Origin of the sequence: Paenibacillus piri (assembly GCF_004354045.1) — a bacterium.
In the GTDB taxonomy this organism is placed as follows: domain Bacteria; phylum Bacillota; class Bacilli; order Paenibacillales; family NBRC-103111; genus Paenibacillus_S; species Paenibacillus_S piri.
The window spans coordinates 379,079-401,005 of the sequence record NZ_SMRT01000001.1 but is presented as its reverse complement, the minus strand read 5'-3'; the positions used below and the strand labels follow the sequence as shown (position 1 = coordinate 401,005).

Below are 21,927 nucleotides of genomic sequence, written 5' to 3'. Positions count from 1 at the left end.
GACCAAACCGGCTCAGGTTGCCGGCAAATTGTCATAATACCGGGCCAACGTCACCATCATGCTGCCCATCCGCTCTTCCTCCGGCGCTACGACGCGCTCGACGCCTTCTTCCCGAAGCGCTTCCGCCGTCACCTTGCCGACGGCCACGGCGACCGTCGTTCCGGCGAACGCTGCCAGCAATTGCTCGGCATCCCCGCGTTCCCGGGCATAAGCCATCATAAAGCGTACCTGCGGCGTGCTCGTAAACGTAACGGCGTCGATCTCTCCGCGCCTGATTTCCGAAATCAGCGTATCGAGCACGGCCAAATCGGGCGGCACATGCAGGTAGGGTAAAATTTGATAAACGTCCGTCTGCCGCTCCTTCAGCCACTGCACAAGCCGGGGCGCATGATCTCCGTACAGCTGCAGAGCCACACGGCTTCCGCGGATATCGCAAGCCTGGAACGCCCGGATCAGGCCAGCCGTCGTACCGTCATCGTCCCTGACGGTCGGCGTCAAGCCAATCGTCTTTAAATATCTCGTCGTTTTGTAGCCGCGGGCGGCGATCTTCGTCCCCTTCAGCCGCTTCACGAACGCGTCGGCGGATCCCATGGCCTCTGCGGCCTGGTACAGCATTTCCGTTCCGATTCCCGTAGTAAGAATGATCCAGTCCGCACTCTTTTGGAGAAATTCCCGCAGCTCCGCCTCCACCTGCTCCTTCTCGACCGCTACGGTGCCCTGTGCCGGACGAACAAGCGGAATGCCGCCCAGCTTTTCCACAATCACGCTTAATTCGGCAGCTTTTCGCGGACCGGTCAGTGCGATTCGTTTACCCTCCAGCTTACTCATTATGATCCTCATTTCATCCAGTTAGTGAACAGCTTGCTTCCGTTTAGTGAATATCTTTCTTCTTGAATCTTCCGCCCTTGACGTCATGGATGTTGCCAACCGCCAGAAAAGCCTTGGGATCGCAATCTTCGACGATCGATTTCAGCTTCGCTTCCTCCAGCCGGGTGATCACGCAGAAGATCACTTTCTTATCGCCGCCCGTAAAGCCGCCTTCCCCGTTTAAATACGTAACGCCGCGGCCCAGCCGGCTCAATATCGCTTCTCCGATTTCACGGTACGAATCGCTGATCACCCATACCGCTTTCGATTCGTCAAAGCCTTCGATCGTAATATCAATCATTTTAAAGGCAATATAATAAGCAATCAGCGAATACATCGCATGGTCCCAGCCGAACACAAAACCGGCGCTGCCGAGAATAAACAGGTTCAGGAACATGACGATTTCGCCTACCGAGAACGGGGTCTGCTTGTTGACCAGTATGGCGACGATTTCCGTGCCGTCCAGCGACCCACCCGTTCGAATGACCATGCCGACGCCGACGCCGAGTATGATCCCGCCGAATACGGCCGCCAGCAGCGGATCGATCGTCAAAGGCGGTACCGGATGCAGCAGCGAGGTGCCGATCGACATGATCAGAACGCCGAACAAGGTCGATAAAGCAAACGTTTTACCGATCTGCTTGTAGCCGAGAAAAAAGAACGGCAGGTTAAAAAGGAATAGAAATATGCCTAGAGGCAGGCCCGACAAATGAGCCGTAATGATCGAAATACCGACTACGCCCCCGTCAATAATATTGTTCGGTACGAGAAAAATTTCCAGCGCCACCGACACAAATCCCGCGCCAAGCAGCAAAAAGACCGCTCTTTTCAACAGCTGGATTCCGGTTGCCCGGTTGTGCTGCGGGGATATGTTATGTGTTTTGCTGCTTTGAACCGCACTCTCCGTCAATAGCTTCTCCTCCTTCGTCATTTATGTCCGCAAGGCCAAATTCAACGGTTATTTCCATAATAATGAGATCCGTTGCCGACAGCTGTCCGCAAATAAATTCCCGCGACTGCTTAAGCTCGGTCATCTCCAATTGGCTCATTAAGGATCGCTTCCGGACCTGCAGCCGTTCCAAATAATGCTCGATTTTTGACTTACGGTAGGTTTCCGCCATTTTTTACATCCTCCATTCCTTTTTTTCTTCTTAATACTATTGTATTCATTTGTATACAAAGATTCAAACTTTTTTTCATTCATGACAAGTTTTCCAAATTCGGGGGCAAAGTAAGGAATAACCGGAAATTACTATTGTTATTGAAGGGAGTCGAAACCTATGAAACGAATCGCCGTGTTACTCCTCTGTTTATTGTTTGTCGCTCAGACGTACGGATGCGGCAAGCAAAAAGCGCAAAGTCAAAAGCCCCAGCCGGAGAAGCCGATCGATACACAGCTTGTAGAGCAAATGAAGATGTATAAAAACGTGAAGCAGTACGAATACGACGAAGCGGAAAAACAGCGGAAGCTGGACAAGGAGCAGTTAAAGAAGCTGGACAAAGCGCATAAAACGGGCAAGGCAGGCAAAACGGGCAAAACGGGCGGGACGAACAAAGCGCGGACGAAAAGCCAGGGCGGCAGCCAAAAGTAAAACCGGGGCATTGACGGCCGCCGTTCAACGCAGGTTCATGCATATATTGAAGCTCGCTTCGCGGCTTGCCGCTGACCGCCGCGCGGGCCTGTTGGGCCGGACTGGAAAAGTGCCGGCATTTCCGCTAGTCTAAGAGGAAGGAAATGTAAAGGGGGAACCCTCATGAAACCGATGCTTGAAGTCGAAGGGGTAACCGGAGGGTACAGCCGGATTCAGCCGGTGCTGCATAATTTGTCTTTCCATGTGCAGCCGGGTGAAATGGTCGGTCTGATCGGGCTGAACGGTGCGGGAAAAAGCACGACGATCAAGCATATTCTCGGCTTAATGCTGCCTCATCAGGGAGAAATTCGTTTGAAGGGGCAGCCATTGGCCGCATCGCAGGAGCAGTACCGAAAGACGTTCGCCTACGTACCGGAAAGCCCTCTGCTGTACGAGGAGCTGACGGTGCGCGAGCATCTGGAGCTGACAGCCAGAGCATATGGATTGGAGCGCGACGTATATGAGCAGCGTCTGGACCCGTTATTGAAGCAGTTTCAAATGGAAACGTTAACGGATCGGCTTTCCTCGCATTTATCCAAAGGGATGCGGCAAAAGGTGATGATTTTATGCGCCTTTCTCGTTCAGCCGGAGCTCTATATTATCGACGAGCCGTTTCTCGGGCTGGATCCGCTCAGCATGCGCTCGCTGCTGGAGCTGATGGTCAGCGTAAAGCAAAGCGGCGCCTCCATCCTGATCAGCTCCCATATATTGGCGACGATTGAACGGTATTGCGACCGTTTCCTCGTGCTGCATCATGGAAAACTGATCGCCTCCGGCGGTGTGGATGCGCTTCGGGATGCCGCAGGTATGCCGAACGGCACGGCGCTGGACGATGTGTTTTGCGAATTGGTGACAAGGAGCTGAGCGGTTAATGGATTTGCAAGCTTTATTCCGCAGCCGGTCCGCGCTGTTTCTTAAAGAAATTCGACCCTATCTTCATTATGCGCTGCAGAGCGCGGCGCTGGCGGCCGGTGTGGCCATTTTGCTGTTCAGCTTCGCGTACCGGCAGTTTATGCTTTGGGTGACGCCCGAATTTCCATGGGCGCTTTTGTCCGCGGCCGTCATGCTGCCCGCGCTAGCGGGCGGCAAAATCCGCACGTATTTACAGGAGGCGGACACGCTGTTTCTGCTGCCGCAAGAGCAAGGAATGACGCTGTATCTGAGGCTCTCGCTGAACCGTGCGCTGATCGTGCAGACTGCCGTCGTGACCGTGGTCTGGCTTCTGTTGTGGCCGCTTTATCATAAGATGACCGGAGCCAACGGGTGGCTGTTTCCGCTTTTCCTCATTATATGGATCCTATTTAAACGCATCATGCTGTTAGGAAAATGGACGGAGCTGCAAATGCAGGAAAAACGGTCGCGGCGATGGTACGCTATCCTCAGATGGGCACTCTGCGTTTTATCCGCCTATGCCTTGTTTGCGATGAGGCCTGCAGCAGGCATTTTGCTGTTGTCGCTGGCGGCTGTCGCCTACCTTCTCCTGCTGCGGCTGCCGAACCGGTATGTCGTGAACTGGAGCCTGCTGATCGAGCTCGAGCTGGCGCATAAAGCGGGCATTTACCGGATATTGAACTGGTTCATCGACGTACCCGCCGTTCAAGGCAAAGCAAGAAATTTCCGCTGGCTGGACGGCTTGACCCGTTCCGTCGCTTTTCGCCAGAGCCATGCCTATACTTACTTGTACACGCTTGTATGGCTGCGCTCGGAGCTGTTCGGCATTATCGCGCGACTGACTATCGTCGGCATGCTGCTGTTGAGTTCGATCCGGCATGATCTGGCGCTTGCCAGCGTCTATTCGGCGCTCGCGGTCATCGGCGCGCTACAGCTTGCCGATTTGAAGCGCTATTATCAAGGTCATCTCTGGCAGTATATTTATCCGATCCGCGAGCAATCGGTACGGCGCTCGGTCGGCGCGGTTCGTTTCCGTATTCATCTGGCTATCTTGGTTTTGCTCGCCCTGCCCGCCTTTTGGACATTTTCCAACCCGTTTTATGCCGCAGGCTTAGTTATGCTATGCGCCACAGGTTCGGGCTGGTATCACCGCTTTCGCTGAGCGTGCCGGGATAAACCTGTCAATATACGACAAAAATGGTTGCCCGCCGCCGTCTTATCGTATAATCTAAAGTTACTTTTCATTATTTGATCCGGAAAGGAACTTGGCTATGCGACCTACTCCCGCAATCACAAGAGCCCCGCGCCCGCGCCGCGGACGAACCGCCCAATGGCTACGGACTTTTGCAATTTTGCTTGTTTTATTGATTCTGGGCAGCGCCGCTGTCTCCGCCTATGTCGGGTGGAAGCTGACGCATCCCGAGCCTAAACCGTTGACCGATAGCCCGGACAAGCACGGAATTCCGTTCGAGCCGGTCCAATTCGCAAGCCGGAATCAGGATGTCACGCTGAAGGGCTGGTTTCTGCCCGCTTCCGGCGTATCGGACGGCTCCGGCGGCTCTGGAGGCTCGAACGCAGCCAAGCTGAACATCATTATGGCCCACGGGTACAGGGAAAACCGGCTGCAATCCGGAGCGGAAGCGCTCAAGCTGGCGAAGGAGCTTACGGCGCACGGCTATAATGTGCTCATGTTCGATTTTCGCAATTCCGGCGAATCCGGCGGCAGTCTGACGACAGTCGGCTATTTGGAGCAGTTCGATCTGCTCGGAGCGATCGATTGGACCCGCACCCATCATCCGGGCAAAATCGCGCTGCACGGCTTTTCGATGGGCGCTACCGCCTCGCTGCTCGCGGCCGCAAAGGATCCGGAAATTGCCGGCGTTGTGGCGGACAGTCCATTCAATCATTTGACCCATTATTTGGAGCAAAATTTGCCGGTATGGTCGCATCTCCCTAACTTTCCGTTCACTCCGCTCATCCTTGGCATATTGCCGCCATTGACCGGCATTGTGACGGATCAGGTCGACGGCTTGAGCGCCGTAGACCTTATTTATCCGCGCCCGGTGCTGTTCATTCACACCGCGGACGACGAGTCCATTCCGCTCCGCAATAGCGAGTCGATGTGGGAGAAGCACGCAGACCGCTTTCAGCTGTGGAAAGCGCCGGCCGGCCAATCGCATGGGAAAGCGCATGCGGTACTGCCGAAGGAATATGAAACCAGAGTACTCGAGTTTTACAACAGCCTGCATCCGTAAAGCAGCCGGTGATCTGCCTGGCATGCCGCAGAAGCATAGGTGTGTTCCAGCCTCCCGGCGGCAGAAGAAGCTTCCGCACAACATGTGCGGCGGCTTTTTTGGGCTGGGATTAGGCAATGTGGTATAACTACCAAAGGCGTTATGTTAAAATATGGTTATATTTGTCGAAGGTGGATGCGCTCATGGAAAATTTTTCAAAAATCATGGGGATTCCGGTTCCCAAAATAACGATGAACGATACGGTTGATATTATTCGCAGCGTCCCCGATTCGTCTTCAGGGCATTATTTTTTAAAGAGAACCGCTGAACTGTATAATTATGAATGACTCATCACGCCCGACTGGGGGATATCTATACGATGCTGAACAAAAAAGCAAATCGCGATTTTGATCGTCTGATGTTTTATGTCGAGCGGATCAATGAATTGAATGGAGCCTCTGCATGTGCTCTATTTGTCATCCAAAAGGATCGGATTGTCGCCGAATATTACAGCGGCGCGCACTCCTTTGAGAAATCGGCCAGACATATACAAGCGGATTCACAATTTAATGTCGCCTCGGTCCGGAAAAGCTACCTTGGACTTGCAACGGCATGGGCGCTTCATTTGGGAAAGATAGCGTCTCTGGATGATCCGATATTAAACTATTTGCAGGTTAGCGATGGAGAAAAGGCTGCATGTACAGGAATTACGATCCGGAACTTGTTGACTCATACGCACGGGCTATATGAACAAGACGGACAATTAGCGAGAAGCTTTGCGCCGGGAACGGATTGGCACTACAACAACGCAGGAATTGGTTTGCTGCAATCCTTGGTCAGCAGCGCTTTGCAATATCCTTATTTCCATCTGCTCCGTGAACAAATATTCGAGCCGTTAGGCTGGAAAGAAACGGGTTACCGCAGCATCGCTAGCGACCAGCTCGTACCTGTTATTCGCGACAAGCAGGCCCATGTTCGCATCAGACCGACAACCGACGGTTCTCAGGGGAATTTGTTTGTCTCCGCAAGGGAACTCGCTTATTGGGGATATCTGCATTTAAAATCAGGCAGCATCAACGGCAAACAGATCGTGCCTGAATCGGTGATCCGGACTGCCGTCTCCGTTCAAGCGCCTCTGCAGCTGCCAGCGGGACTCCCCCGGAACGGCTGCCTGTGGTTCGTCAAGGACGGGGAGTCGTCACAATGTCCAATCGGCAGCGAGATACCCCGGCACTCGTATGAAATTGTCGGTTTATACGGCCCCCTTCTGTTGGTCGTGCCCGAGCTGGAACTGGTCGTAGTCCGTATGTCCAACCAGGAAAAAGGAAATTACGCGGAAAACGAACGCGGCTACAACGATTATTTGCAAGAGTTCGGCAATTTGGCAGCGGCCTGTGCGAGACAAGCCGAGCAGCCCGATAGGAGGTAAGCATGCCGGAAAAAGATGAGCTGGACGTACAAGCTATTCGTGAGCATATCCCTTTGTTGAACAACATTGCATCGGTTTCAAAAATCCACAAAGGATTTTCATCCGACGGAAAATATTTCCTGTTTACAAATATGGGTCGGCCCGCCTATGTGCTTCGAACCGCCACGCTGCAAAAAAGCGAGCAAAAACAGCGGGAGTTCGAAGCTGTTCAACGCGTTCATAAAATAGGCGTCAATACGTCCGCGCCTGTCCAATTTGGCATCGTCGAACCATTGGATATGTGCTACATGTTGCTGCGTTACGCAGAAGGTGAAGATGCCTCGGACATTGTCCCCGCTTTAACCAGCAATGAACAATACGAGATAGGAAGCAAAGCTGGAAGCGAGCTGCGGCTTATGCACGGGTTGGAAGCTCCTGCGAATTGGGGCGCTTGGCATCTCAGACGGATCGCAAAGCATAAGAAACAATTCGAGGACTATATGAGCTGCGGGATTCGACTGCCCGAGGAGACCGTCATCGTTTCTTTCATAGAAGCGAACCTGGCATGGATGAACGATCGCCCCAATCGGTTCCAGCATGACGATTTTCATCCGGGCAACCTGCTTGTTCATCATCGTCAATACGCCGGTGTTATTGACTTTAACCGGTACGATTGGGGAGATCCTTATCATGACTTTTTGAAAATAGCCTTTTTCAGCCGTCAAGTCAGTATACCGTTTTCCATCGGGCAAATCGACGAATATTTCAAAGGCTCGGTTCCCGTTCATTTCTGGAATCTGTATGCTTTATATACGGCGTTTACGATCTTCTCCACGATTTCATGGACCCTGCAGGCAGCACCGGAGCAATTGGAGTCCATGCTGGCTCGTATTCGCATCGTGCTGGACGACCATCACAATTTTGAACGCGCTATACCCCGATGGTACCAAAATTAATTGGCTGTGATCTACAGCCTGATCTTGACCGCCTTCGTCAGTATCGGTCCTTGCTGGCTGCCGCCCGAAGCCAGGCAGAGCACCTTCAGCCCTGCCAACGGCAGGCGTCAATCGGATTGCAGATGAGCAAGAATATTGATGAGCTTGCCGAACGGATCTCTTACAAAAAACCGCCGAACGCCCCAAGGCTCGTCAACCGGTCCGTACTGGATCGGAAATCCGGCATTTTTCATGTGTTCAAGCGCGGCATCGACATCATCGACTTCAATCGACAGATCCGGCGTCGGCGTGCCGGAACCACCCTGCGAGGCGAAGCTGATTTGGATCTTCATCTCCCCGTGCGAGCCGTAAGTGGCGATCCAGCCGAGATCCATCAATAAATCGAGGCCAAGCACGTCCTGATAAAAGCGTTTGGCCTCCGCAATATTGTCCGTATCGATGTTGGCGACGATTCGTTGGACCTTCATGTTAACCCTCCGTTCCTTATATGTTCTACTCTCGGATGAGAACAAGGAGCCGCTCGCGAAAGCGCTCCCTCTTGGTGCTTGATGCTACTATATCAAAAAATACGATATATACTCAAGGATAAACGGCTTTGCCATCCCTGGGGGGGGCGAGCTCGTTTATCAAGTTTGAGCGAAGCAAAGTATACAATCTTATACTTTCTATTCAACCAAGGGAAAAACTGATTATGAATAAGATTATCATGTTAATCCGTCGCCCCATGTTAATCGGTCCTGATTTCTTTATAAAATTTTGCCGCGCCGGGATGAACCGGGATCGGAAGATTTTGCCGCGCTTCCTCCAGATCGATGGATTGCGCCGCTTTATGAGCATCGCGCAAAAATTCAAGGCTGTCAAAAAACTCCCTGGTCAGCTTATATACGAGATCTTCGTCCAAATCGTTATTTACGAGCATCACATTCAGGATAGCCGCCGTTGGAATAGGGACTTCATTCTGATACGTGTCTGCGGGAATTTCCGATATTCGGAAAAACGGATACGTTTCTTTTAATTTCTCCATCTCCTCGATCGGAATGGGGACAATCGAGACCGGCTTCGTTATCGCCAAATCGGTGACCGTCGGATTGGGCAGCCCCGAAGTAAAAAAGGCGGCATCGATTTTTTGGTTTTTCAGCTGCTCCACCGCTTCGGTGTAGGACAAATATTCGGGCTTTATATCCTGATAAGTAATCCCCAACGCCCCAAGCAGCAAACGCGCATTCATCTCCACCCCGCTCTCCGGGGCGCCCACGCTGACCCTTTTGCCCTTTAAATCGGAGATGGAATGAACGGGGCTGCCTTTTAACGCAATAATTTGCACATAATTCAAATAAAGTCCGGCCATCGCTTGCAGGTTTTCCATTTTTTTGACGCCTTCGGCCCCTTCGTAAGCAAACGTAACCGCATCCGACATGGCGAAGGCCATATCTACCTTCCCCGCCTCGATAAGACTCATGTTTTCCACCGAGCCGCCTGTTGTCAGCACGGACGCCGTTAATCCAAGCCGCTCTTCGTACCTTTTGGCTAATGCGCTTGCAATCGTAAAGTAAGGACCTGAAGCGCTGCCGGTTGCAATGGTAACGATAGGATGATCGGCATCCCCACGGCTTTGGTTTGGCTGATGGCTGGAGGTTTGAATCGTCCGATACACGAACAAGGATAAGCCTGTTATGAAAAGCGCTAGTGAAAATAGGAGTACACGCCGCATGATGAAATTTCCTCCCTTTTCATTCTAGTCTTTGGATGGCAAAAATTTGTTTAATTTATCACGAAGCCCTCGTTCGCTGATCTCCAAGGCTTCAGCCGTTTTTTTGCGGTGCCCGTTACAAAGCTGCAGCTTATGCAAAATAAACTCCCGCTCGGCTTCCTCCAGGGTCAGCATCGAAGGAAGGAACACGCCCTCCTTGTCATTTACTCGCTCGAAGGCTCTTTCCTGCAAATAAACGGGAAGATCATGCACATTCAGCAGGGTATCATTGGACAAAGCCACCGCGTATTCGATAATGTTGGACAGTTCCCTCACATTCCCCGGAAAAGAATGACGATAGAGCACGTCCATCGCCGAAGGATGAAAATGAACGCCCGTTTTACCCAATTTCAACCCGTAAACTTGAAGAAAATGATGGGTCAAGAGCGGCAAATCGTCGATTCTTTCACGCAGCGGCGGCACATGCACCGGAATGACATTCAAGCGGTAGTACAGGTCTTCGCGGAATGCGCCCTTGCTTACTTCCTCGAACAAATTCCGGTTGGTGGCGGCAATAATGCGGACATCGATTTGTTTACGCCGATTCGAGCCGATGGGGACTACTTCCCGCTCCTGGATGACCCTAAGCAGCTTGGCTTGAAGATGCAGCGGCATCTCCCCGATTTCATCAAGAAATATCGTACCTCCATGTGTCTGTTCGAATATGCCTTCCTTTCGTTGGAATGCCCCGGTAAAGGCTCCCTTCTCATGCCCGAAAAGCTCGCTTTCCAGCAACGTTTCCGGTATAGCCGCACAGTTCAGCGCTGAGAACGGTTTTCGTTGTCTGATTCCTTCTTCGTGGCAAACTTTGGCCACCAGCTCTTTCCCCGTACCGCTTTCCCCTGTAATAAGCAGGCCGGAATCAATCCTTTTCACTTTATCGATAAGCCCGAACAAGTTTTTCATCGCGTGGCTTTTGCCGATGATGCCGGCATAGCTGTCCTCCGGCCGCAGCACTTCATGAAGACGCTCGACTTCATGCTTCAAATCGTTAAAGTGCAGCGATTTTTCAATTAAAATGCGGACCTCGTCCAAATTCAGCGGCTTGGTCAAATAGTGATACGCTCCCAGCTTCATTGCATTCACCGAGGTTTCAATCGTTCCGAATGCCGTCATGACAATAACGGAAGTTTTGGGCGAAATTTCGAGCAGCCCCGGGATCAGCGACAAACCGTCCACCCCGGCGATCCGCATATCGAGCAGGACGGCTCCGATCTTTTCTTTGCGGACAATAGCCAAGCCTTCAACGGGCGACGTTGTCGCAAACACTTGGTACTGATCCTCCAGCGCGAACATCAAGGAGGTACAAATGGCTTGTTCATCATCGATAATTAAGATGGAGTGCATAAAAATTCGCCTCCTGCTCCTGGAAATTTTAATGTAAAAGTTGTACCTTTGCCGGGAACGGATTGAACGGCGATCTCTCCGCCATGCTCGGCCATAATTTGGTAGCAAATGTATAAACCGAGACCTACCCCGTTATTTTTGGTTGTATGGAAGGGCTGGAACAGCTTCGATATTTCATGGGCAGGGATGCCCGCCCCTGTATCATGAACGCGAATGTACGGATAACCATCGATCGTCCCGGCCTCGAATGTAATCATTTTTACTTCGCTCTCCGCGATGGCATCCACGGCGTTCGTAATGATATTAATGAATACTTGCTTCATTTGCTGCTTGTCAAAATAAAAAGAAGTTCCCTTCTCCGCCAGGTTGATCAGCTGAATCGGTTGAAAGGCATATTGGAGTTCAAACGGTTTTATAACGGAAGACAGAAACTCATGCAAATTCACCCGCTCTTTCACAGGAACCTTGCTGCGCGTATAATCCAGCAGGTCCTCCACCACATGATTCAGCCGATGAAGTTCTGCCGGCACATGCTTCATGAACTCCTGTCTGTATCTGTGATCGTCGATTTTACGAGGAAGAAGCTCGATAAACACTTTCATGGACGTCAAAGGATTTCGCAGCTCATGGGCAATTCCCGCGATAAGCTGGCCTAATGAACGAAGCTTCTCCTGAAGGACCAGTTTGTTTTGCAAGTTTTTTTCCTTGGTTCTGTCCTGCATACTGATAATCCATCCCAGTTTCTCGTCAAAATCGTTTTTTAGGACGGCTGCGTAATAATGGACAAGCTTCTCTTCGGCGCCTTCCCGAATCAATACAAATTCCCCCTCATGGTCATTTTCATCCAAAGGAAGATCGATAATTTGCTCAATTTCTTTGAACAAGGAAGATCCGGAGATGCAAGTGTTCACCGGCTCGGTCTTCAAATTCCAAATTTCCATCGCCCGCCGGTTGGCGAGCTGGATCGTTTTATTGGTATTGATGGAAAAAATGCCGTTATCAATCGTATCCAATATTTGTTGTTGAAAAATCAAGTAGTTTTTAAGCGTTTTCGTATGACGCCAAATTTCTTTTTTTAGCCGTTTGTTGATCATATAAACAAATAGCATGAACACGAATACGGCTATCGAAACCAAGCCCAAAATCCAGGAAATTTGTTTCCACAGCGTATCCTGCGGGAACAAAGGAGCGAACCATGCGTTATAGATCCGCTTTAATTCACCGTTTTGCTGCAGCTGCTTGATCCCCTCATTCAACTGCCGAGCCAGCTCATAGTTTCCTTTACGCACGGCGAAAGCGATTTCATAAGAATGTATCGAATTGATTCTTACATCATACTCCGAGTCCAGCTTATGCTTTGTAAAATAGTACCTGACCACTTCATAATCTCCGATAAAGGCATCGGCGCGCCCATGAAGGAGAAGCTCAAGCGCTTTCGTTTGACTGGATGCGATGTTCATCCGGACGTCGCGAATATCGCCCAATATATCAATGGCGCTGCTCCCTCGCTGAACGGAGGCAACTTTCCCTTTGAGTCCGGACAAATTGTAGATCTCTTTATTTTCTTTGGGCACCACAAGCGCTTCGGATAGAGAGAGGAAGGAATCCGAGAAATCTACAAGCTCGCTACGGGCGGCGCTATATTTCACGCCCAGGATCAGATCGACCGTTCCCCGCCCGAGCTGTTCGGCGAAATCGCTTGTTTCCACGGGAACGAATTTCAGCTCCACGCCCAGCCGCTTGGCAATCAAACCCATAAGCTCCACATTAAAGCCCGTCGGATTTCCGGCTTCGTCTACAAAAGAGAATGGAGGATGATCGCGCTCAAACCCGACCTTCAATACATTTCCCGGGGGAGGAGAGTCTGTTTCCGCCGCCCATCCGGAATTCGCAGAAAAGCATAACAGAACCAATAACCAGAGCAGCAGCTTTCTCATCTGTCACACCTTTTCCCTACATGTATTCTTAACTAAAAAGATAGCATGTAACAAGTCAACGGGGAAGGGCTATCTTTGCCTGCCCTTTTTTGGACTCGCTTCCGCACGACCGCCACCCCGGCGGGTTTACCGTCGGCGTACAGAGGCCAGCCATTCATCCGGCTATGCCCGATTCGCAACGGCTATCCGCCATTTGCGAGGGACAGCCAACTAAGCGGTCCATGCCCGGGCCGCTTGTTCGGCACATCGCTTGACGAAGCCGTTTATGGCCTTTCGAGGCAAAAATCGCCGCCTTCCTGGACGAAACCGGAAAAATTTGCCGCATGACCAATGGAAAATAACCGATTTTGCCGCAAAAAAAGTTGGCACGATATTTGCTAGTGTATGAATTGTAAGAAAAAATCATTGATTTAGGGGGAAAATTATCATGAAAAAATGGCTCAGTGTTGGACTTGCTTTAGTTTTGATAGCGCTTACGGGATGCGGTGTCCCTGCGCCCAAATCATCAACCGATGCAAAACCGGCAAGCTCATCCGTTCCGGCGCCCGCATCCTCTGCCGATAAGGAGATTACGGTGGCGGCCAACGGAGGGAAAATCGAGAAAGCGATCCGCGATGTCATCGCGCCGAAATTCAAAGAGAAGACCGGCATTAAAGTGAATTTCGTCTCGGCCTTGTCGGGCGAGATTTTGTCCAAAGTCGATTTGCAAAAAAATGCGCCGCAATTCGACGTAGCGGTGTATGTGCCTCTTGACGTGCAGCGTGCGGTGGAAAAAGGGTTGGTCGAGCCGCTTGATGAAACGACTGTCCCCAATATGAAGCTGACGGACCCCCGCTTTGTCGCGGTGGAACAAATGGGCGTGCCCGCTTTCGGTTTGGTGATTGCGCCTGCCTACAATACGAAAACGTTCCAGAAAAACGGATTTGCTCCGATCGCCTCTTGGAATGACTTGATTCGTCCCGATTACAAGGGGAAAACCGCTTATTCCGATATTGCCAACGACTGGAGCTTTGCCACGCTCTACAATCTGGCCTTCGCCAACGGAGGCAGCCTGGATAATATGGAGCCGGGGCTGAATAAAGCGAAGGAGCTGGCGCGCTATTCGGATACGTTCTATAAAAACTCGACGCAGATGATGCCTGCCCTGCAGCAAGGCGAGGCCGATGTTACTGTCATGGGCAGCTATGCCATTGCCGAGCTGGTGGAGTCGGGCGTGCCGCTGAAAATGGTCATTCCCAAAGAGGGGGCGCCGCTGCAAGCATTTAATGCAACCGTCGTCAAAAATGCCCCGCATAAGGCGGATGCGATGCAACTCATTAATTATTTGATTTCCGAGGAATCGCAAAAGCTCATTTCCGACGGCGGCTTTTATCCGACAGTAAAAGGCATGAAAATCTCGTCCAAATTCGAGGACTCGATCGGCATCAAGGAGGATACGGACAAGGTGTATCGCCCGGACATTAAAAAGCTTTCCGAGATTCGTGCAGTCTGGATGGATAGATGGACGAAGGAAGTGTCTCCGGAGCTCGGAAAAAGCGTTAAAAAATAAGCTATAACGGAGGTTTCATATGCAGCAAATAATCAACGATGTGGAAATACGCGGCGCCTATAAAAAATTCGGTTCCAACGTGGTGCTTGGCGGCGTAGACCTCGATGTCAAGCAGGGTGAATTACTCACCCTGCTCGGCCCGTCGGGCTGCGGCAAAACGACGACGCTCAACCTGATCGCCGGTTTTATCGACGCCGATCAAGGCGAATTGTTCATTAAGGGAAAGCGGATGAACGGCGTTCCGCCCTATAAGCGCGACCTCGGCATGGTATTCCAGACGTATTCGCTCTTTCCGCATATGACCGTTTATGAAAATTTGGAGTTCGGTCTCAAGCTTCATAAAGTGAGCAAGGCGGATTGTGCCCGGCGCATCAAGAATGCGCTGGAAACTGTCAAAATGACCGGACTGGAGGAACGCTATCCGCGGGAAATGTCAGGGGGCCAGCGGCAGCGGGTTGCGATTGCCCGCGCATTGGTTGTGCAGCCCAAGCTGCTGCTGCTCGACGAGCCGTTAAGCAATCTTGACGCCAAATTGCGCCAGGAGCTTCGCGTGGAAATCAAGCGTTTGCAGAAGGAAGTCGGCGTAACGACGATTTTCGTCACGCATGATCAGGAAGAAGCTCTCTCGATGTCAGACAGGATCATCGTCATGGACAAAGGCAAAGTCGAACAAGCGGGAACGCCCACGGAAATTTACGCCAATCCGAGGAGCGAATTTGTGTTCAACTTTATCGGCAAGTCCAATTGTTTGCACGGTTCGATTGCTTCTATCGATACAGGCATGATTACGGTACAGCTGGAGAATGGTGAAAAGCTGCTTGTGGAAGCCGGCAATGTGATGGGGGAGGACCGCTCCTGCTCCATTGGGGATTCCGTCAAGCTCTATATACGTCCGGAGAAAGTGGCGATCGGTTCGATCTTCGATCCAGAATACGATCCGCATACCGTTCACATTTCCCAGATGAATTACCTGGGATCCGCCTGGGAAATATTAGCCTCGTTCCAGGGGTCTGTTTTACAGGTGCAATGTCCCGATATCGAACCTAGTTGGATGATTGGAAGCGAGGTGAAGGTCGGATGGAAGCCATCGGACGTCATGCTAATCAAGCGGTAGACGGGGGCGCTCAGTCTTCTCCCCAACCTGATTCGCCCAAAAAACGCGCAATTCTTAAAAGGTGGGTTCCCGGCTGGCTGCTGCTGTCTCCTATCCTGATCTTCATCATCGGCTTCTTCGTCGTACCCATGCTCTATATTTTTTATTTAAGCTTTATCGATGTCGATGAAACGTCGGGTCATGCGGCGTACGGCATTCAAAACTATATCCGGTTTTTCACGGATCCCTACTATGTCTCCTCCCTTTGGCTAACGATCAAAGTGAGCGTATATACGGTGATCGTCTCGCTGATTCTCGGTTATCCGGTAGCATTAACGATGGCCAAATGTTCCCCCCGCCTCAAGGGGCTGCTCGCTTTGCTCGTCGCATCCCCGCTGCTAGTCAGCATTGTGGTACGGAATTTCGGCTGGTTTTTGCTGCTAACGCCGAACGGAACCGTCAACCGGATGTTGACTTCCTTGGGCATCGTCAAATCCCCGCTGAAGCTGCTGTTTTCGGAGACGGGCGTAGTTATCGGGATGTCCAATGCCTATTTGCCGTTCATGATCCTGGCGATCGCGACCAGCCTGTACAATATCGATCCGTCGCTGGAAAAAGCGAGCTCGATCCTTGGAGCCAACCCGTTCCGTACTTTCATGTCGGTCACACTGCCGCTCAGCCTTCCCGGCATCGTTGCCGGCGTGGCGCTTGTATTCAGCATGTCGATGAGCGCTTATGTGACTCCGGCCCTCATGGGCGGCGCCAACGTCCCGGTGCTCCCTGTCGTCGCTTACGATCAAATTCTTCATTTGCTGCGCTGGACTTACGGTTCCGCGATTTCATACGTACTGCTGGGCATCACGCTCATCCTGGTCACCGTGTTTACGCGCCTGTTTGAAAAAGGGCGATATAAGGAGGTGTTTCGTTAAATGAAAATGGCGGGAAAAATCCGGGTTCTCGTAACCGCTCTTGTCTTGATTTATATCCTTCTTCCGATCCTTGTCATCCTTCCGGCCTCCTTCACGAGTGCAAGCTTTCCGAGCTTTCCGCCGCAAGGATTTTCGGTACAATGGTACACCAAGCTGCTTGATCGCCCGGAATATATCGAGGCGTTCCTCAACAGCGCGAAGTTTGCCCTCTTGGCCTCGCTCATCTCAGTCGTTCTGGGAACTTTGGCGGCGCTTGCACTTGCAAAGTACGAATTGCCCGGCAAATCGTATATAGTCTCGCTGCTGACCGCTCCATTAACGGTTCCGCAGCTTGTGCTCGGCGTCGCTCTGCTCATTTATTTCACCCCGATCCTGCTCGCCGGCACGTCAACCGGCTTTCTGATCGCCCACATCATTATTTGCGTGCCTTACGTTGTACGCTTCGTACTGACGGGGCTTAGCGGCTTCGACTACACGCTGGAGCGGGCGGCCAGTATACTGGGAGCGAATCCGGTCACGGTATTTTGGAAAATAACGCTGCCTTTGATTCGGCCGGCGATTTTATCGGGAGCTCTGTTTTCTTTTCTGACTTCCTTCGATAATGTGACGGTGTCCTTGTTCATGGTATCGCCGAATATGCGCACGCTCCCTCTGGAAATTTTTTCCCAGATGCAGGATGCTTACAGCCCGCTCATCGCGTCGGTATCAGGCGTTGTCGTATTTATCTCGTTAGCGCTCATCCTCGTGTTGGAAAAAATACATGGGGTAGGCCATTTATTCGGAAAATCCCATTAAGATGGAGGGCCTGACGAATGTTTCCGATCAGCACCTTGTTCATTGCGGGCCACGCCAAGCTGCCGCAGGGCATGGCCGCTCAAAATATATATGACTCGCTCACCATTACGGCGGAAATCGATAGAAAAACGGCGTTATTCTTGAAGCGTCCTGCACTCTGGCCACGGAGCATGGGCGCGGTTATGTCAGCCAGCTTTTAAAAGGCTTCAGCCTCCGCGACGGCATCGAAGAGCCGATCAAGCTTCTTCAGCATCATTATCGCGGTCGGGCCGCCAACGCGCTGGCAGCCGCTTTGAAGGATTTGCATTTGCAGTACGAGCTTATCAAAGGAAAGCACTGAAGCCGCCGCAGCCGGCTTTCCCGATGCGGCAATAAAAGCCCTTAGTCCAATTGCCGAGTGCAATCGGACTAAGGGCTTCTTGAGGCTGCCGTTGAATAGGAATAAAGGCTTGGAGTGTTCCAGCAGCTCATCGACAGCCTCCCGCTGTCTTTAATCGTTATACTTCCGTAAATACCCCGCGCAGACGCATTAATTCCCTGTGCAGCTCGGGATGTTTTTCAAAAGCAGCCCGGCCATGCATCCAGAACGTATTGTTCAGCATGATGAGCTGTCCTGCAGGCAAAGGGAGTGCCATGACGGCAGCACTATTTTCCAGGGATTCGGAGAGCTCCTTCAAATACGCGGCTTGCGCGATCGTCTCGGGATAAACGAATTGATCGATAAAACAGATGCATGTGCCGTTGTTTTGTTTGAAAAAGGTTTTGCGCTTCACTACTTGACCAATATTTTTGCTGGGCGGCGACTTATAAGTGAACGGATACGAGGCCAGAGGGTGATCGCTGAACTTCTTCAGCTCCTCCCAATCGTCCAAGTGTAAAATGCGGGATTCTCCTCCTGCGGAATGGCGCTCTTCAAATTTCATCATCAGAAGCCAATCGGTCGGCTCCTCCACGAACGTGCCGTCCGTATGCAGCGTGAACAGTCGGTAAGCCTGGCGCAAATAAGAATCGCTGTCGTCGGTATCTTTGACGGTAAAGCGCGCATAATAGGTGCCGGACATGGCGTCGAAGTTAGGCGTCCCTGCCAGGCAGCTGACGGCCGTTCCGAATTTGACGTAGCTCTCCGGATCCATGGCTTGCTCCTGCACGCCGACGGTGAACCCGCCGGAGCGGCGGTCATGCAAAATGCCGCGAACGGCTTCGCCAAGCGATGCGCCGAACAAGTCTGACAGCCTCCCGGCCAATATAAGCCGCATGTAGGGCACATATTCCAGCGTCTGGGCATTCACCTCGCTAAGCCCGGCGAAAAACGTTTGCAGCAGGCTGTCATCCAGCTCGATATGATACAGCCGCGAATGCTCCGGATGGGGCTTGATCTCAAACCCCGGTTGTTTTTGCACAAAAACCATATCCTGTTTACTTGCCAACATACTCATCTTCCCATTCCTCCTGCAGATTTAATAAGAGCATTGCCTGACCCATGGGCCAAAAAACACAAAAAGCCAGTAAATCATTCATGGATCGAATGATATTACTGGCTTAAACCTGCCTCGCCGCTCTGTGGATCAGAGTTCAGCAAGTTTCTCAGCGCTGTATAGGCAATTGAAAAGGTATGCCGCATATGTTCATTCACGGATCTTGCAAGGGCTGCCCGACAAGAAGCGAACTCATCTCATGCGATTAATTTCATCATATGCTGCATCCGCCTTCCGCGTCAAGTGGAAGTTCCCGCTTTAGGTCGAGGATCTCAACTAAACGCTAACACCGCAGGCTTCCGCCAAAAGCTCCACCAGATGAACGGCCCGGACTTCCCCCTCCAGCCCCTCCCTGACGATGCCGAGCTGCATTTGCATGAGACAGCCGGGATTGGTAGTAACGATCGTTTGGGCCTGCGTGGCTTTCACATGGTTCATTTTCACATCCAGAATGTCCATTGACTCCTTATAATTTACGATATTATAAATACCGGCCGAACCGCAGCACTTGTCCTTATCTTCCATTTCGCGCAGCCGGATGCCCGGGATGGCCCCCATGAGCTGTAAAGGATCGCGGGTTACTTTCTGGACGTTGGTCATATGGCACGAACGCTGGTAAGTGACGATTTGCGGTTCAGGAGAAGACGTTCGCTCTTGGGGCGTTGGCTTCGCCGGAAGGGGGAGTCCGAGCTGTGCCAGCACCTGATGAATATCCCGGTTTCGCGAGGCGAAAGCTTGGGCGCGATTCGCCCAAGCAGGATCATCATGGAACAGATGATCATATTCCACGAGCATAGCTCCGCAGCCTCCTGCATTATTGACAATATAATCAACCGGCTCCTGTGCAAGCAAACGTTCAAATGCCGCAATATTTTGCCTGGCCAGTTTTTTGGCCAGCTCCATTTCCCCTGAATGCGAGTGAAGCGCCCCGCAGCAAGTATCGCCGCTTAATATAATGACCTCACTCCCGGCTTTTTGCAGCAGCTTCATGCTGAGATGATTGATGCGCTCAAACATGGCATCCATTACGCAGCCCGTGAAAAAGGCTACTTTCAGCTTGGGCACACCCTCGGGCCGGAAACGAAGCGGCCGCTTCCGCCGCTCCAGCGGGCCGGGTACGTCGGGGACAATCCGCTCGAACACGCCGAGAGGCTCCGGCAGCACGCGGGTCAGCCGAAGCTTGCGTGCCGTATGCTGCAGGCCGCTTTTCTGATAAGCCCATAGCAGGGTGCCTATCGTATTTAATGCGGCTTTACTCGGAAACACCTTGCGGAGCAAAACGGACCTCGCAGCCCGCGCCTTCACGGAACGGGGAACGTTTTGTTCGATGACGTTTTTGGCCGATTCGTAGATGCTACCGTACTTCACTCCGGACGGACAAGCGGTTTCACAAGCCCGGCAGCCGAGACACTGATCGAGCGAATCCGCAAGCAGCGTGAAGTCGTTCAACTTCCCTTCGCCCGCCATTTTCACCAGATGAATCCGCCCCCGGGGCGAATGGGTCTCCTTGCCCATCGTCTCATAGGTCGGACACGCCGGCAAACAATAGCCGCACTGGATACAGCTCATCGTATCGTCATACGATAAAGCTTTTTGCAGCTCTTTCAATTTGGAATCAGCTTGTGGACTACCGCTCATCGGTCAGCACCAGCCTTTGTCCGGGTTCGGCAAAAATTTTCCCCGGATTCATGATGTCGTTCGGGTCCCATGCTTGCTTGATGCGCTTCATCATATCCACCCCGGCCGCTCCCAGCTCGGACTCCAAAAATGGCGCTTTCATCGTTCCGATACCGTGTTCCCCGGATAGCGTGCCGCCCAGCTCAATGGCCGTTTGAAAAATTTCCGCGACCGCCAGCTCCGCCCGCTTCATTTCTTCCTGATCCCTTATGTCGGCGACGATGTTCGGATGCAGATTGCCGTCGCCCGCATGACCGAAGATGACCAGATGCAAATTGTATTTCTCGCGGATGCGCTTTAATCGTTCGAAGGCTTCCGGAATCTTGCTTTTGGGCACGGTAATATCCTCGGATATTTTCGTCGGCTTGATCTTGGCAATGGCCGGGGAAACGAGCTTGCGCCCGCGCCACAGCTCATTGCGTTCGCTATCGTCCTGAGCCACCTTGACTTCCCTGGCCTTCATCCGCTCGCAAAGCTCGCGCACCACTTGAATTTCATGCCCGATTGCGGCGGGATGACCGTCGAGCTCAATCAGAACGATGGCCTCCGCGTCCCGTGGCAATCCGCAAGGCTCGTAGTTTTCAACGGCCGCAATCGAGGCCTGGTCCATGATTTCGATTTTGGAGGGCAGAATAAGAGCTGCCAATATGGACGAAATCGCCCTGCCTGCATGGACCAGATCGTCAAACACCGCCATCAGCGTTTCGGAGGCTTGCGGCTTCGGAATGAGGCGCAATGTCGCTTCGGTAATAATGCCAAGCGTGCCTTCCGAGCCGACGATCAGCTTCGTCAAATCGTAGCCGGTCACGTTTTTGACCGTACGCCCGCCGGTGCGGATGATCTCGCCCTGCGGCGTGACCACCTCCAGACCGATGACGTAATCCTTGGTCACGCCGTATTTCAGGCCGCGCGGTCCGCCGGAATTTTCCGCGAGATTGCCGCCGATAGTCGAAATGTGCGAGCTGCTCGGGTCGGGGGGATACATGAGGCCTTTGGCTTCGGCCGCTTTATGAATGTGGGCCGTAATAACGCCCGGACTGACAACGGCAACCAGATCCTCCTCATCAATATTCAAGGTGCGGTTCATCTTGGTACAGTCCATGACGATGCCGCCCTTTACCGGGAGCGGCCCCCCGCTTAAGCAGGAGGAGTGGCCCCTGGGCGTGACCGGAATGAGATGCCGGTTGGCGAAGCGGACAACGGCCGCCACTTCTTCCGTGGATATCGGCTGGACGACAACATCCGGCGGATAGGTGCCGAACGAGGCGTCGAAGGAATAGCTGAGCAGGTCGTGGGTCTGATGAAGCACCCGCGACGGTTCCAAAAGCGTGACGATTTCCTCCAAATGCTTCGGCGTAAAAGCGTTATATTGCGGCATGAGCAAAGCC

Annotated in this window: 21 protein-coding genes and 1 pseudogene; 12 read left to right on the top strand and 10 right to left on the bottom strand. The window is 52.2% G+C overall.

Annotated features, from left to right (window positions below):
- Positions 1 to 12: 12 nt before the first annotated feature.
- The 3 genes from E1757_RS01715 to E1757_RS01705 are packed head-to-tail and all read right to left on the bottom strand — an operon-like array spanning position 13 to position 1,988.
- Positions 13 to 828, bottom strand: a complete 816-nt coding sequence (locus tag E1757_RS01715; protein ID WP_133225089.1) for a uroporphyrinogen-III synthase — start codon at positions 826 to 828, stop codon at positions 13 to 15.
- A gap of 43 nt (positions 829 to 871) precedes the next feature.
- Positions 872 to 1,798: a YitT family protein gene (locus tag E1757_RS01710; RefSeq protein ID WP_133225088.1), complete on the bottom strand. Its 927-nt coding sequence runs from the start codon at positions 1,796 to 1,798 to the stop codon at positions 872 to 874.
- Entirely contained in the window at positions 1,740 to 1,988 is a 249-nt protein-coding gene (locus E1757_RS01705; RefSeq protein WP_133225087.1) for a hypothetical protein, read from the bottom strand. The genes E1757_RS01710 and E1757_RS01705 overlap by 59 nt, the downstream gene beginning before the upstream one ends.
- A gap of 159 nt (positions 1,989 to 2,147) precedes the next feature.
- On the opposite strand from E1757_RS01705, the gene E1757_RS01700 reads away from it, so the two are divergent.
- The 7 genes from E1757_RS01700 to E1757_RS01675 all read left to right on the top strand — a co-directional run bounded on the left by E1757_RS01700 (position 2,148) and on the right by E1757_RS01675 (position 7,987).
- Positions 2,148 to 2,459 carry a hypothetical protein gene (locus E1757_RS01700; RefSeq protein WP_133225086.1) on the top strand — a complete coding sequence of 104 codons (312 nt, stop codon included), beginning with the start codon at positions 2,148 to 2,150 and terminating at the stop codon, positions 2,457 to 2,459.
- Between the two features lie 162 nt (positions 2,460 to 2,621).
- On the top strand, positions 2,622 to 3,362 hold the full coding sequence (locus E1757_RS01695; protein WP_133225085.1) for an ABC transporter ATP-binding protein: 741 nt from the start codon (positions 2,622 to 2,624) through the stop codon (positions 3,360 to 3,362).
- Positions 3,363 to 3,369: 7 nt separating this feature from the next.
- Positions 3,370 to 4,551, top strand: coding sequence for an ABC transporter permease (locus E1757_RS01690; RefSeq protein WP_133225084.1), 1,182 nt, complete (start codon positions 3,370 to 3,372; stop codon positions 4,549 to 4,551).
- Positions 4,552 to 4,741: 190 nt separating this feature from the next.
- A complete protein-coding gene (locus E1757_RS01685) occupies positions 4,742 to 5,644 on the top strand; it encodes an alpha/beta hydrolase (RefSeq protein WP_246078973.1) in 903 nt (300 codons plus the stop codon).
- Between the two features lie 182 nt (positions 5,645 to 5,826).
- Entirely contained in the window at positions 5,827 to 5,970 is a 144-nt protein-coding gene (locus tag E1757_RS35640; protein ID WP_165971915.1) for a hypothetical protein, read from the top strand.
- Between the two features lie 32 nt (positions 5,971 to 6,002).
- Positions 6,003 to 7,052 carry a serine hydrolase domain-containing protein gene (locus tag E1757_RS01680; RefSeq protein ID WP_165971914.1) on the top strand — a complete coding sequence of 350 codons (1,050 nt, stop codon included), beginning with the start codon at positions 6,003 to 6,005 and terminating at the stop codon, positions 7,050 to 7,052.
- Positions 7,053 to 7,054: 2 nt separating this feature from the next.
- Positions 7,055 to 7,987 (top strand): phosphotransferase family protein, encoded by a 933-nt coding sequence (locus tag E1757_RS01675; protein WP_246078972.1) that lies wholly within the window; start codon positions 7,055 to 7,057, stop codon positions 7,985 to 7,987.
- Positions 7,988 to 8,094: 107 nt separating this feature from the next.
- Here the strand turns inward: E1757_RS01675 and E1757_RS01670 are convergent, their stop codons facing one another.
- The 4 genes from E1757_RS01670 to E1757_RS01655 form a co-directional block, all read right to left on the bottom strand.
- Complete coding sequence (locus tag E1757_RS01670) at positions 8,095 to 8,454, bottom strand: VOC family protein (protein ID WP_133225081.1); 360 nt, start codon at positions 8,452 to 8,454, stop codon at positions 8,095 to 8,097.
- A gap of 260 nt (positions 8,455 to 8,714) precedes the next feature.
- Positions 8,715 to 9,698 carry a TAXI family TRAP transporter solute-binding subunit gene (locus E1757_RS01665; RefSeq protein ID WP_133225080.1) on the bottom strand — a complete coding sequence of 328 codons (984 nt, stop codon included), beginning with the start codon at positions 9,696 to 9,698 and terminating at the stop codon, positions 8,715 to 8,717.
- A gap of 24 nt (positions 9,699 to 9,722) precedes the next feature.
- Positions 9,723 to 11,084, bottom strand: a complete 1,362-nt coding sequence (locus tag E1757_RS01660; protein ID WP_133225079.1) for a sigma-54-dependent transcriptional regulator — start codon at positions 11,082 to 11,084, stop codon at positions 9,723 to 9,725.
- Positions 11,069 to 13,021 carry a transporter substrate-binding domain-containing protein gene (locus E1757_RS01655; protein WP_133225078.1) on the bottom strand — a complete coding sequence of 651 codons (1,953 nt, stop codon included), beginning with the start codon at positions 13,019 to 13,021 and terminating at the stop codon, positions 11,069 to 11,071. The genes E1757_RS01660 and E1757_RS01655 overlap by 16 nt, the downstream gene beginning before the upstream one ends.
- A gap of 427 nt (positions 13,022 to 13,448) precedes the next feature.
- On the opposite strand from E1757_RS01655, the gene E1757_RS01650 reads away from it, so the two are divergent.
- The 5 genes and pseudogenes from E1757_RS01650 (at position 13,449) to E1757_RS01630 (ending at position 17,727) form a co-directional block, all read left to right on the top strand.
- Positions 13,449 to 14,570, top strand: a complete 1,122-nt coding sequence (locus E1757_RS01650) for an ABC transporter substrate-binding protein (RefSeq protein WP_133225077.1) — start codon at positions 13,449 to 13,451, stop codon at positions 14,568 to 14,570.
- 19 nt (positions 14,571 to 14,589) lie between these two features.
- Positions 14,590 to 15,684: an ABC transporter ATP-binding protein gene (locus tag E1757_RS01645; protein WP_133225076.1), complete on the top strand. Its 1,095-nt coding sequence runs from the start codon at positions 14,590 to 14,592 to the stop codon at positions 15,682 to 15,684.
- Positions 15,648 to 16,592 (top strand): ABC transporter permease, encoded by a 945-nt coding sequence (locus E1757_RS01640; RefSeq protein WP_133225075.1) that lies wholly within the window; start codon positions 15,648 to 15,650, stop codon positions 16,590 to 16,592. Before E1757_RS01645 ends, E1757_RS01640 begins: the two co-directional genes overlap by 37 nt.
- Entirely contained in the window at positions 16,593 to 17,387 is a 795-nt protein-coding gene (locus E1757_RS01635) for an ABC transporter permease (RefSeq protein WP_181956600.1), read from the top strand. It abuts the gene before it with no gap.
- Positions 17,388 to 17,404: 17 nt separating this feature from the next.
- Positions 17,405 to 17,727, top strand: a pseudogene (locus tag E1757_RS01630) (DUF3870 domain-containing protein).
- A gap of 157 nt (positions 17,728 to 17,884) precedes the next feature.
- Here the strand turns inward: E1757_RS01630 and glaH are convergent.
- The 3 genes from glaH to E1757_RS01615 all read right to left on the bottom strand — a co-directional run bounded on the left by glaH (position 17,885) and on the right by E1757_RS01615 (position 21,917).
- A complete protein-coding gene (gene glaH / locus E1757_RS01625) occupies positions 17,885 to 18,823 on the bottom strand; it encodes a glutarate dioxygenase GlaH (RefSeq protein ID WP_133225074.1) in 939 nt (312 codons plus the stop codon).
- A gap of 315 nt (positions 18,824 to 19,138) precedes the next feature.
- Positions 19,139 to 20,500 carry a (Fe-S)-binding protein gene (locus E1757_RS01620; RefSeq protein ID WP_133225073.1) on the bottom strand — a complete coding sequence of 454 codons (1,362 nt, stop codon included), beginning with the start codon at positions 20,498 to 20,500 and terminating at the stop codon, positions 19,139 to 19,141.
- Positions 20,490 to 21,917 (bottom strand): FAD-binding oxidoreductase, encoded by a 1,428-nt coding sequence (locus E1757_RS01615; protein WP_133225072.1) that lies wholly within the window; start codon positions 21,915 to 21,917, stop codon positions 20,490 to 20,492. The genes E1757_RS01620 and E1757_RS01615 overlap by 11 nt, the downstream gene beginning before the upstream one ends.
- Between the last annotated feature and the right edge of the window lie 10 nt (positions 21,918 to 21,927).

Excerpts from the sequence above, each read along its gene's own strand:
- E1757_RS35640 (WP_165971915.1), top strand. The coding sequence starts at position 5,827 with ATGGAAAATTTTTCAAAAATCATGGGGATTCCGGTTCCCAAAATAACG.
- E1757_RS01695 (WP_133225085.1), top strand. The coding sequence starts at position 2,622 with ATGAAACCGATGCTTGAAGTCGAAGGGGTAACCGGAGGGTACAGCCGG.
- E1757_RS01635 (WP_181956600.1), top strand. The coding sequence starts at position 16,593 with ATGAAAATGGCGGGAAAAATCCGGGTTCTCGTAACCGCTCTTGTCTTG.
- glaH (WP_133225074.1), bottom strand. The coding sequence starts at position 18,823 with ATGAGTATGTTGGCAAGTAAACAGGATATGGTTTTTGTGCAAAAACAA.
- E1757_RS01665 (WP_133225080.1), bottom strand. The coding sequence starts at position 9,698 with ATGCGGCGTGTACTCCTATTTTCACTAGCGCTTTTCATAACAGGCTTA.
- E1757_RS01705 (WP_133225087.1), bottom strand. The coding sequence starts at position 1,988 with ATGGCGGAAACCTACCGTAAGTCAAAAATCGAGCATTATTTGGAACGG.
- E1757_RS01700 (WP_133225086.1), top strand. The coding sequence starts at position 2,148 with ATGAAACGAATCGCCGTGTTACTCCTCTGTTTATTGTTTGTCGCTCAG.
- E1757_RS01640 (WP_133225075.1), top strand. The coding sequence starts at position 15,648 with ATGGAAGCCATCGGACGTCATGCTAATCAAGCGGTAGACGGGGGCGCT.
- E1757_RS01715 (WP_133225089.1), bottom strand. The coding sequence starts at position 828 with ATGAGTAAGCTGGAGGGTAAACGAATCGCACTGACCGGTCCGCGAAAA.
- E1757_RS01615 (WP_133225072.1), bottom strand. The coding sequence starts at position 21,917 with ATGCCGCAATATAACGCTTTTACGCCGAAGCATTTGGAGGAAATCGTC.
- E1757_RS01620 (WP_133225073.1), bottom strand. The coding sequence starts at position 20,500 with ATGAGCGGTAGTCCACAAGCTGATTCCAAATTGAAAGAGCTGCAAAAA.
- E1757_RS01690 (WP_133225084.1), top strand. The coding sequence starts at position 3,370 with ATGGATTTGCAAGCTTTATTCCGCAGCCGGTCCGCGCTGTTTCTTAAA.
- E1757_RS01670 (WP_133225081.1), bottom strand. The coding sequence starts at position 8,454 with ATGAAGGTCCAACGAATCGTCGCCAACATCGATACGGACAATATTGCG.
- E1757_RS01680 (WP_165971914.1), top strand. The coding sequence starts at position 6,003 with ATGCTGAACAAAAAAGCAAATCGCGATTTTGATCGTCTGATGTTTTAT.
- E1757_RS01645 (WP_133225076.1), top strand. The coding sequence starts at position 14,590 with ATGCAGCAAATAATCAACGATGTGGAAATACGCGGCGCCTATAAAAAA.
- E1757_RS01710 (WP_133225088.1), bottom strand. The coding sequence starts at position 1,798 with ATGACGAAGGAGGAGAAGCTATTGACGGAGAGTGCGGTTCAAAGCAGC.
- E1757_RS01660 (WP_133225079.1), bottom strand. The coding sequence starts at position 11,084 with ATGCACTCCATCTTAATTATCGATGATGAACAAGCCATTTGTACCTCC.
- E1757_RS01655 (WP_133225078.1), bottom strand. The coding sequence starts at position 13,021 with ATGAGAAAGCTGCTGCTCTGGTTATTGGTTCTGTTATGCTTTTCTGCG.
- E1757_RS01675 (WP_246078972.1), top strand. The coding sequence starts at position 7,055 with ATGCCGGAAAAAGATGAGCTGGACGTACAAGCTATTCGTGAGCATATC.
- E1757_RS01650 (WP_133225077.1), top strand. The coding sequence starts at position 13,449 with ATGAAAAAATGGCTCAGTGTTGGACTTGCTTTAGTTTTGATAGCGCTT.